Below are 10,496 nucleotides of genomic sequence, written 5' to 3' on the forward strand. Positions count from 1 at the left end.
CGCCGCGGCCCCCCCCCACCCACCCCCCCCCCCGGGGGGGGGGGGCGCGCCGGGGGGGGGCCCCCGGCCCCCAGGGCCGCCCCACGGCGGCCGGCCGTTCGTCAGACCCGCTGCCACAGGGCCGGCGTGCTCTCCGGCGAGCCCACGCCCTGCGCCTGGTGGCTCTGCAGGCACCGGTAGCGCACGCCCGCGTGGGACACCGTGGCGCCCGGTTCGTAGACGCGGCCCGCGGCCCACGCGTCCGCCGCCGCGTTGTCCTGCGGCGGCGCGGGCGTCCCGGCCGCGGCCGAGGTGGTCTTCAGGGTGAGGCCGAAGTCGCTGAGCATCGGGTTGATCGGCTGGTAGAAGGTGGTCCCGCCGTTCGTGCAGTCACCGGAGCCGCCGGACGTGGTGCCCTGGCCCTGGGTGCCCGAGACGAAGGGGCCGCCCGAGTCGCCGGGTTCGGCGCACACCGTCGTCTCGGTCAGCCCGTTCACGGTGCCCTGGGGGTAGGTGACACTCGTGTCGTGCTGCCGGATGGTGCCGCAGCGCCAGCCCGTGGTGGAGCCCGAGCGGCACACCGAGGCGCCCACGAGTGCCTCCACCGAGCCGGCGATCTGGACCTTCACGCCGTCCTGGCCCTTCACGTCCGGCGTCGCGGTCCAGTCCGAGTTGACGCCCACCCAGGCCATGTCCTTCCCGGGGAAGGTCGAGGCCTGGAAGGTGCCCTGGGCGGCCTCGTTGAACCCGGTGGTGGTGGCGCCCGGGTCGCCGCAGTGCCCGGCCGTGGCGAAGCCCTGCTGGTCGTCCTTGGTGACCGAGAACCCGATGGAGCAGCGGGCCTGGTCGTTGATGTAGTAGGCGTCACCGCCGACCAGGTCCGTCAGCAGCCGCGGCTGGTTCGGGGAGACGCGGACGCCCACGTCCTGGCCCGCCAGACCGGCGGTCTCGACGAAGGTGCCCGCCGCGGACCGGCTGGTGGCCTGGACCACGACCCGGTTGGTCTTCACGTCTACGTACCAGACCGGCGTCTGCCCGGTGCGTACCCGGACGGCGGCGGCGTCCAGCTTCTCCTTGACGGAGCGCAGTTCGGCCAGGCCCCGCTCGACGACCGCCGCCTTGGCGCCGCCCGCCTCGATGGCGGCGGTGTCCGCCGCGTCCGTGGTGGCGACCGTCAGATCGGCGGAGGTCGCGCCGCTCACCCAGGCCCCCGCGAAGCGGTCGCCCAGCGTGTTGCGCAGCATGCCCGCGCGCGTTCCCGCCTCCGTCTCGTTGGCCAGCCGGACCGCCGCCTGCCCGGGCGACAGCCTGAGGTCGCGTTCCATCGCACGCAGCATCCGCGCCGACGGTGCCGCCGGGGCGGGCGTTCGGACGGCGGCGGGCTGCGCACCGGGAGCGGGCTGCGGCGCGGCCGACGCGGCCGAGGGGAGTGCGGTCAGGGCCAGGGCGCCGAGCGCGGTCAGGGCTGCGCGGCGGCTGCGCGCGGCGTGTCTGCCGACCATGCGATGTGCCTCCTTCGAGGGCTGTGCGAGACAGCGGTGTTCGGTGCGCGACCGTGGGTCACGGTGCGACTGCGACGAAGTCACAGGTGTTGCCGGAAAGACCGGCCGCGATACCGGCCCCGGCTGTCTTTCGCGCTATGGGGGACGCGGTGGGTGCCAAGTGCAGTACGCGGAACACCCGCCCGTCCGCCGGCCCCGGGGCTCAGGCGGGCTGCAGCCCCGGTGCGCCCGCCTCCGTGACGAAGGACGCGGCCGTGGTGATCGCGGCGCCGGGTGTGCTGACGGCGGACACGGTCCGGAAGTCCAGGTGGGCGGCCTGACGGTCCAGTTCCACCCGGACGTAGCCGCGCTTGCCGTTGTAGAACTTCATGTGCGGGTTGGCCCGCAGGTACAGGTCCCGGTTGGCGGGCTGCTCCACGCCGTCCCGGCCGCTGGCCACCGAGGTGCAGGCGATCTCGGTGCCGACGATGGCGGACGCCGGGTCGTCGAAGTCCTCCTTGACGTCGAGGGCGTAGCCCACGTGCACGTCGCCGGTGAGGATCAGCCAGTTGTCGACCCCGGCGGCCTTCGCCCCGGCGACGACCCGGTCGCGCGAGGCGCGGTAGCCGTCCCAGGCGTCCATCGAGAGCGCGGCGTCGGCGGTGTCGTCGAACTTGCGCTGGGAGAAGCAGACCTGCTGGGGCATCACGTTCCACAGCGCGGTCGAGCCCTGCCAGCCGTCCAGCAGCCACTGCTCCTGCGCGGCGCCCGTCATGGTGCGCGCCGGGTCGTCGGACTCGGGCCCGGGGGCGTGCGGCCTGTCGTCGTACGCCTGGTCGGAGCGGTACTGGCGGGTGTCGAGGAAGTCGAACTGGGCGAGCGTGCCCCAGTGCAGCCGGCGGTACAGCCGGGCGTCCGGTCCCTGCGGCAGCTGGGCGGCGCGCAGCGGCTGGTTCTCCCAGTACGCGCGGTAGGCGGCGGCCCGCCGCAGCAGGAACCCCTCCGGCGGGATGCCGTTCTCGGGCATGCTCGCGGCGTAGTTGTTCTCGGTCTCGTGGTCGTCCCAGGTCACGACGAACGGGTGCGCGGCGTGCGCGGCCTGGAGGTCCTCGTCGCTCTTGTAGAGCGCGTACCGCATCCGGTAGTCCGCGAGGGTCATCGTCTCGCGGTTGAACACGTCGGGCAGCCTGACGTCGGTGTAGTTGCGCTCGCCGCCCGCCGAGTTCACCGCGTACTCGTACAGATAGTCGCCGAGGTGGAAGACCACGTCGACGTCGTCCTGGGCGACGTGCCGGTGCACCGTGTAGTAGCCGTCCTGGTACGCCTGACAGGCGACGGTCGCGATCCTCAGACCCGACGTGGCGCTGCTCGCCGGCGGCGCGGTGCGGGTGCGGCCGGCCGGGCTGAGCCAGGCGCCGGCGCGGAAGCGGTAGTAGTAGACGGTGCCGGGCGTCAGGCCCTTCACGTCGACGTGCACGCTGTGGGCGTACTCGGCGTGCGCCTCGGCGGTGCCCCGGAGCAGGACCGCCGCGAAGTACTCGTCGACGGCCACCTCCCACTCGACCGTGACCCGTTCCGTGCCCATCCCGCCGTCCTCCAGGAACGGCTCGGGCGCCAGCCGGGTCCACAGCAGCACCGATTCCGGCAGCGGGTCGCCGGAGGCGACGCCGAGGGTGAAGGGGTCCTTGGTGATCCGGGCGGCCTCGCGTTCGGGGGCGGCGACCGCGCCGCGGGCCGGCCGGTTGGTGGCGAAGGCGAGTGCCGCGGCGGCCGCGGTCACGGTGAGGAAGCGCCTGCGGCCGAGGCGCCGGACGGCGGCGCCCAGCACCGCGTCGTGCGGGGAGAACGCCCGCTCGGCCAGTGCGCTGTGACGGCCCGTGGGCGCCATCTGGTGTCCTCTCGTACGGGGCGTGACGGACCCGCATGCTAAGCAGACAAAACACCTGGAACGGGCAGGGCTTGCGGAGTGATCACACAGGAGGAGGTACGCGCGGGCGGGCGCCGGGGCCGGATCCACGGTGCTCCGGCCCCGGCGGTGACGCGGCGGGCCGGCTAGGACGGCAGCGGCGAGCGGCTCACCCTGATCTTGGACTGACCGTGCGGCCGCTTCTCCCAGTCCTCCATGAACCGCGCGTGCAGGTTGTGCTGGGCGGCCAGCGTGAGCAGGGTGTCCGTGCGGTAGTAGAAGTCCTCGCGCAGCACCTGGTGCTCGGTGCCCTCCGTGCGGTCGAAGGTGAAGTCGAAGAACCCGGTGTCGGTCAGGACGCGGCCCACGTTGCGGAGGCACTCGTCGATGACGCTCGGCGGGGAGTGCGAGAAGACGCTGTGCGCGTGGACGACGTCGAAGTGGCCGTCGGGCAGGAACTCCAGCCGGAGGTCCCCGGTGAGGGTCAGGTGGGGCAGCTTGGCCTGGAGTCCGCGCTCGGTCAGGGTCTGCTTGGCGGCGATGAGGATGTCCGGCGAGATGTCGATGCCGTAGTAGTGGCCGGCGTCGAGGTGGTCGATGAAGCGCCAGCCGCCGCGCAGGTTGCCGCAGCCGATGTCGAGCATGCGGTGCTCCGGGCGCAGCCCGTGCTCGGCGAGGTAGTCGAACTGCATCTGCCCGAGCGCCAGCCAGCGGTCGTGGGTCCGGCTGCCGACCGCGGCCTCGGGGTCACGGCGGGTGTCGGAGGCCATCACGGCCCGGTAGTAGCCGACGTGGTCGGGGTGCCTGAGCCGCAGCCACGCGTCCCGCCCGGCCCGGCGGACGTAGGGGCCGACCCGCTCGGGGTGGCGCAGCGCGTACCCGACCTTGTGCGTGAGTGCCGCGCGGTTGCTGCGCAGTTTCTTCGGGGACCTGGCGTCCTTGGGCATGGCGGAACGACCTCCGTACGAGGGACTCGGACAGTGCGAGGTGCCGGGAAGGGTGCCAGACCCGGCGGCGCAATGACAGCACCGCCGTGCGCAGGTCGCTCTGGACTGCCAGTCCAGGAGCTGGACGTGTAGTCTGATTCCTGTTGGAGTCCCATGGGAGTCCGAGCAAGGAGCCCCTGATGAGCGAAACGGCGCTGGACGCCGAGCGCGACGCGGTCCTCGCCACCCTGCGCCCGGTCGTCGACGGGATCGCCGCCACGTTCGGGCCGGTCTGCGAGGCGGTCCTGCACGACTACCGGGACCCCGAGCGGTCGGTGGTCGCGGTCGCCGGCTCGGTGACCGGGCGGACGGTCGGCGGGGCGATGAGCGAGATCGGCATGCGCGTCCTGGCCCGCGGCGACGAGGCCCGGGACGAGCTGAACTACGTCACGCGCACGGACGGTGGCACCCTGCTGAAGTCCTCCACGATGGTGCTGCGCGACTCCACGGGCGCCGTGTTCGGCGCCCTGTGCGTCAACCTGGACGTCACCGCCGTCGACCGGGCGCACGCCCTGCTCGGTGCCCTGGCCGGGACCGCGGGCACCCCCGCCGATCCGCCGGCCACCACCTTCGGCGACGACATCGACGCGGTGGTCGAGGCCATCGTCGACGCCCACCCGCTGCGCCGGGGCGCCGGCTGGGCGGCGCTGGACCGCGCCCAGCGCCTGGAGCTGTTCCGCGACCTGGACGGGCGCGGAGTGTTCGCCGTACGCCGCTCGGTCGAGCACGTCGCCGCCCGGCTCGGCATCTCCCGGGCCTCCGCCTACCACTACCTCTCCCAGGCCCGCGCCGTGACCGCCCCGGCCGCCGACCCCGCCGGAGGCCACCCGTGACGACCACCACCCCGCCGGTCACCCTCGACGACGTCCGGTCCGCCCTCGTCGCCTCCGGTGGCAACGTGGACGCCGCCCGCTTCGCCGAACTCTGCGGCGCACCCCGCTGATCACACCCGTCCCCCGGATGGCGCCGCCGACTTGACAGGCGGACGATGGAGTGGTGGGCCCAGGGAAGGCCAGGAAAAGGAGGAGCGTCATGTTGCAGGCAAAGACGCTCGACAAGCCCGACGAGCGCCGCGATTTCCCGCGCGGCCACCTCGAGGCCGTGCACATGGAGGGACTCGACTTCGCCGTCGCCACCTTCGAGCCGGGCTGGCGCTGGTCGGAGTCGGTGGCGCCGATCGCGGGCACCGACAGCTGCATGATCCACCACAACTGTTACGTGGTGGAGGGACGCATGCACATCCACATGGACGACGGCACCGACAGCGAGGTGGGGCCGGGCGACGTGTTCGTCTGCTCACCGGGCCACGACGCCTGGGTCGTCGGCGACGGACAGTGCGTCGTGTACGACTTCGCCGGCGCCATGGCGAAGGAGTACGCCAAGGCCGACTAGAGCCGTCACATCACACCGGCAGCAACCGGGACACCAGCGCGCCGAGTTGACGTACGTTACGGCACTCGTGCATCTCGATCAGCTCGGCGTACGCCGGGGCCGCCGAGTCGCCGGTGCCCCAGCGGGAGCGCTGTTCGGGGTTGAGCCAGTAGCCGCGTCGCGAGCGTTCGGTGATCCGCCGCAGGGCGGGCAGGTTCGGGTCGCTCATGTTCGTACGGGCGTCGCCGAGCACGAAGACGGTCGTGCGCGGGCCGACCGCGTCGGCGTACCGTTCCGCGAACTCGCCCAGCGCGACGCCGTAGTCGCTGCTGCCGTGCCAGCCGGTGAGCCGCGCCTCCGCACCGATCCGGGCGCCCAGCCCCTCCGGGTCGGCGTTGCCGTGCGCGAGCAGCCCGGTCACCTCGTCGATGCGGTTGACGAAGGCGAACACCCGCACCTTGGCGAACTGGTCGTGCAGTGCCTGGACCAGCAGCATGGTGAAGTCCGAGAATCCCGCCACGGACCCCGACACGTCGCACAGCAGCACCAGTTCGGGCCGCACCGGACGGCGCCGGCGCAGCACCGGCTTCATCGGCACGCCGCCCGTGGACAGCGACCCGCGCAGCGTCCGCCGCAGGTCGATGCTCCCGCGGGACGCGCGGCGCCGGCGGGCCGTCAGCCGGGTCGCGAGCTTGCGGGCCAGTGGGCGCACCGTCCGCCGCAGGTCGGCCAGTTGGGCCTGTCCGGCGAGCAGGAAGTCGACGCGGTCCGGCGTCGGGGCCACCGCCCGCCGGGCGATCTCGTCGCGTCCGCGCCGCTCCGCCACCCGGCGCCGCGCCTCCGCGGCCACCAGCCGCCGGAAGACTTCGATACGGCGCCGGATCTCGTCCTCCAGCAGCCGGTCCGTGAACCCGGCCCCACCGCCCCGCTGCCGCACGTCGTCCCTGACCCGGGCGAGCAGGGTCTGCGGGCGGAGCCGGTCGAGCGTCTGGTGCGAGGACCAGCCGTCCGAACCGGGGGAGGAGCCTGGGGTGCCCGGGCCGCCGCCCGCACCGGAGGAACCGTAGGCGCCGAACCCGTCCACCGCCTCCCCGGCCAGCCGGGCCAGCAGCGCCCGGTCGTCGGCGGCGAGCGCGGCGGCGAGCCGGTCGCGCAGCTCGTCCCGGCCGGCGGGGCCGGTCCCCGGACCGCCGACGCCGCGCGGGAAGTACACGTCGAAGACCGGGTCGAACACCCGCCGCTGGTCCGCGGTGTGCAGCAGCGTCGCCGCCAGGCCCTCGCGGAGCAGCTCCCGGTCCGCCAGACCGAGTGACTCCACCGCCCGCGCCGCGTCCACGCTCTCCCCGGTGCCCACCCGCACTCCGTGTGCCCGCAACGCCGCCACCAGCGACGTCAGCCGCTCCGCCACGCCCGTGGTCACAGCGCGTCCAGGTCGAGCTTGGCGGCGGCCCGAAGGACGTCGTCCTGGTGCTTGAGGACGACGCCGAGGGTGTCCCGTACGACGGTCTCGTCCAGGGTGTCCGCGCCGAGCGCGAGCAGGGTGCGGGCCCAGTCGATGGTCTCGGCGACCGACGGCACCTTGCGCAGGTCCATGGCGCGCAGCGCGCCCACCACCCGCACCAGTGAGCCGGCCAGGACCTCGTCCAGCCCCGGCACCTTCAGCCGCACGATCCGCCGCTCCAGCTCCTCCTCGGGGAAGCCGATGTGCAGGAACAGGCAGCGCCGGCGCAGCGCCTCGGACAGCTCGCGGCTCGCGTTCGAGGTGAGGACGACGAAGGGGCGGCGGGACGCGGTGATGGTGCCCAGCTCCGGCACGGTCACCTGGAAGTCACTCAGCACCTCCAGGAGCAGGCCCTCGACCTCGACGTCCGCCTTGTCGGTCTCGTCGATCAGCAGCACCTTGGCGTCGTCCCCGCGGATCGCGGTCAGCAGGGGCCGGGTGAGCAGGAACTCCTCGCCGAAGATGTCGGTCCGGGCCTCGTCCCAGCTCTCGTCGCGGCCCGCGCTGATGCGCAGCAACTGCTTGGCGTGGTTCCACTCGTACAGGGCCCGGGACTCGTCGACGCCCTCGTAGCACTGGAGCCGTACCAGCCGGGCGTCGGTGACCCGGGCCACGGCCTTGGCCAGCTCGGTCTTGCCGACCCCCGCGGGGCCCTCCACCAGCAGCGGCTTGCCGAGCCGGGCGGCGAGGAAGACGGTCGTGGCGACCGCGGGCGACGCCAGGTAGCCGGTCTCGGTGAGGCGTGCGGAGACGTCGTCGACGGAAGTGAACACCGGGGCCTCCAGCTCGGGTGCGATGCGTACGAGCTCTATCCAAGCGCTTGTTCACCTCCCCTGTCACGAGTAGGTCGAAGGCAGAGGAAGGCCGAAGGCAGAGGAGGCCGAAGGGAGGGGCGACCGCCCGGCGGTCGCCCCTCCCCTCGCGCACCCGGCTCACGCGGCGAGCGTCACCGCCCCGACCGCCGGCGTGCGCAGCACCCACCGGGCCGTCCCCAGGCTCGTCCCCAGCGTCACCGCCGCCGACACCGACACCATCGCGAGCCAGACGCCGGCGAACTGGTCCGGCAGCACCGCGTCGGTGCGGACGACCGTGAACGGCACCACACCGGACAGCGCGGCCACCGTGCCGAAGAACACCCCGGTGAACGTCAGGATCACGCCCTCCACCGCCACCACGCGCAGCACCTGCCCGGGAGTCGCGCCCGCCAGCCGCTGCTGGCCGAACTCACGGGAGCGGTACGTCGTCGCCGCGTACAGCGAGTTCACCAGCATCACGCAGACGAACACCGCGATGATGCCGACCACCGTCAGGTTGAGCGTCTCCAGGTTCTTCGCGTCGACCGACTTGACCAGCCCGGAGGCCGCCACCGCGTCGCTCTCCACCGCCTGCATGGTGAGCGTCGCCGTCGACACCGCCGTGAACAGGATCAGCGACACCAGGATCCCGGCGAGGTGCTCGGCCCGCTCACGCAGGTTGCGCACCGCCAGCCAGCCGCTCGGGCCGCTCAGCGGCAGCCGGTTCAGCACGCCCCGCAGCAGCCCGGGCGACAGCAGCGCCAGACCGACCGACAGCAGGATCGCCCCGTAGGCCGGCGCCGCCATCAGCGCCTCGTCCGTCGCGGAGAACAGGAAGGTGGAGCCCGCGCCCGAGGCACCGGTGACCAGCGCGGCGTACGCCAGGCACCGCCTGGCCCCGGCCCGCTCCCTGCCGCCCCGCGTCACCCGCCGCACCGCCAGGAAGGCGGCGCCCGCGGCGGCCAGGAGCGTGATGTCCACGCCGCTCACCAGCGCGATCGGGCCGAAGGAGTAGTCGACGGAGTGCGCCACCTGCCCGCTGTCCTGGAACATCTCCAGCAGCGCCCGCCCGCCGAGCATCGCCGGGCCGACCGCCAGCGCGGCGCCCACCAGCGCCACGGCCACCGCCTCACCCACGACCATCCGCTTGATCTGCGCCGGGGTCGCCCCCGAGCAGCGCAGCAGCTCCAGTTCCGCGGTGCGCTGGCGCACGTTGACCGTCAGCGTCGACGCCACCGCGAAGAACACCAGCAAAGTCCCGTAGCCGCCGACGACCCCCGCCGCCGTGCCCAGCGTCTCCGAGCTGACCGCGTCGACACCGTCCTGCCCGGCCGTGTCGTGCATCGAGTTGAACGTCATGATGATCGCCGCGCCCAGGAAGGCGGACAGCAGCGTCGCGAGGAACCGTCCGGGGCGCTGCCGGATCGACCGAAGGACCAGTGCCGGCATCGCTCACACCCCCGCCGTCACGTCGTCGCCCAGGTGCGCCAGCCGCTCCGCGACCGCGTCCGGGGTCGGCGCGTCCATCCGTCCCGCCAGCCGCCCGTCGGCGAGGAAGACCACGGAGTCCGCGTACGAGGCGGCGACCGGGTCGTGCGTCACCATCACCACGGTCCGCGCGTGCACCCGTACCGCCTCCTGGAGCAGCAGCATGACCTGCCGGGCGCTGCGCGTGTCCAGCGCGCCCGTCGGCTCGTCGGCGAAGATCACCCGGGGCTCGGTGACCAGGGCGCGGGCGATGGCCACCCGCTGCCGCTGACCGCCGGAGAGCTGGGCGGGGCGGTGCCCCAGCCGGTCCCCGAGACCGACGGTGGTCAGGATCTCGCGGACCCGCCCGCGGTCGACCCGGCGTCCGGCGAGCTTGAGCGGCAGCACCGTGTTCTGCGCGACCGTCAGCGTGTCCAGCAGGTTGTACTGCTGGAACACGAACCCGACCCGGCCCCGCCGGAACCTGGTCAGCTCCGCCTCGGTGCCCCCGGTCAGCTCCGCGCCGTCCACCCACACGATGCCGCTGTCCGGCCGGTCGAGCCCCGCCGCGCACTGGAGCAGCGTGGACTTGCCCGAGCCCGACGGCCCCATCACCGCGGTGAACGTGCCGCGGCCCAGGCTCAGGGTGATTCCGTCCAGGGCGGTCACGGCGTTCTCCGCGGAGCCGTAGGTCCGGGTCACCTTGACGAGCCGGAGGGCCTCGGGGGCGGGGCCCTGGTCGTGACCGCCGCGTGTGCGGGAACGGAACATCGTCATCACCTTCCGTGTGGCACGCCCTGTGCGGTGCCTCGTCGAAGACGCTACGGAGCGGCGGGCCGGGCCACACTGGGCGCAGAACCCGTATCGGGGGGTGTACTCAGCGACACCTCCGCCCGCCATGCGCCATGACCGCCAGGACAGCGTCTCTAGAATTCTGTGGTTGCCCGGGTGTTTCGGGCTTTTCGGGCGCGGCGTGGCCGTGTGCGGTCGCCTTGCCCTGGTCCGATCCTC

Annotated in this window: 9 protein-coding genes; 2 read left to right on the plus strand and 7 right to left on the minus strand. The window is 73.4% G+C overall.

Annotation, left to right across the window (positions count from 1 at the left end; translation table 11 throughout):
* Positions 1-101 precede the first annotated feature (101 nt).
* The 3 genes from ACFWR9_RS41540 to ACFWR9_RS41550 all read right to left on the minus strand — a co-directional run bounded on the left by ACFWR9_RS41540 (position 102) and on the right by ACFWR9_RS41550 (position 4,313).
* Positions 102-1,481, minus strand: a complete 1,380-nt coding sequence (locus ACFWR9_RS41540) for an alpha-lytic protease prodomain-containing protein (RefSeq protein WP_383852547.1) — start codon at positions 1,479-1,481, stop codon at positions 102-104.
* A 202-nt stretch (positions 1,482-1,683) separates the two neighbouring features.
* Entirely contained in the window at positions 1,684-3,348 is a 1,665-nt protein-coding gene (locus ACFWR9_RS41545; RefSeq protein WP_383852550.1) for an alkaline phosphatase D family protein, read from the minus strand.
* 164 nt (positions 3,349-3,512) lie between these two features.
* The gene (locus tag ACFWR9_RS41550) at positions 3,513-4,313 is read right to left on the minus strand and encodes a class I SAM-dependent methyltransferase (RefSeq protein WP_383852552.1); all 801 of its coding nucleotides are present in this window, start codon (positions 4,311-4,313) and stop codon (positions 3,513-3,515) included.
* Between the two features lie 179 nt (positions 4,314-4,492).
* Between ACFWR9_RS41550 and ACFWR9_RS41555 the strand changes: the two genes are divergently transcribed.
* Entirely contained in the window at positions 4,493-5,185 is a 693-nt protein-coding gene (locus ACFWR9_RS41555) for a transcriptional regulator (protein ID WP_383852554.1), read from the plus strand.
* 199 nt (positions 5,186-5,384) lie between these two features.
* Positions 5,385-5,744, plus strand: a complete 360-nt coding sequence (locus tag ACFWR9_RS41560; RefSeq protein WP_383852555.1) for a cupin domain-containing protein — start codon at positions 5,385-5,387, stop codon at positions 5,742-5,744.
* A gap of 10 nt (positions 5,745-5,754) precedes the next feature.
* On the opposite strand, the gene ACFWR9_RS41565 is transcribed toward ACFWR9_RS41560, so the two are convergent.
* The 4 genes from ACFWR9_RS41565 to ACFWR9_RS41580 all read right to left on the minus strand — a co-directional run bounded on the left by ACFWR9_RS41565 (position 5,755) and on the right by ACFWR9_RS41580 (position 10,262).
* Complete coding sequence (locus ACFWR9_RS41565; RefSeq protein WP_383852558.1) at positions 5,755-7,143, minus strand: VWA domain-containing protein; 1,389 nt, start codon at positions 7,141-7,143, stop codon at positions 5,755-5,757.
* A complete protein-coding gene (locus ACFWR9_RS41570) occupies positions 7,140-7,997 on the minus strand; it encodes an AAA family ATPase (RefSeq protein WP_383852560.1) in 858 nt (285 codons plus the stop codon). Before ACFWR9_RS41570 ends, ACFWR9_RS41565 begins: the two co-directional genes overlap by 4 nt.
* A 159-nt stretch (positions 7,998-8,156) precedes the next feature.
* A complete protein-coding gene (locus ACFWR9_RS41575; protein WP_383852562.1) occupies positions 8,157-9,467 on the minus strand; it encodes an FtsX-like permease family protein in 1,311 nt (436 codons plus the stop codon).
* Positions 9,468-9,470: 3 nt separating this feature from the next.
* Positions 9,471-10,262, minus strand: coding sequence for an ABC transporter ATP-binding protein (locus tag ACFWR9_RS41580; protein WP_383852563.1), 792 nt, complete (start codon positions 10,260-10,262; stop codon positions 9,471-9,473).
* Positions 10,263-10,496: the final 234 nt, after the last annotated feature.

The sequence above is a fragment of the Streptomyces sp. NPDC058534 genome (assembly GCF_042717365.1).
GTDB lineage: Bacteria > Actinomycetota > Actinomycetes > Streptomycetales > Streptomycetaceae > Streptomyces.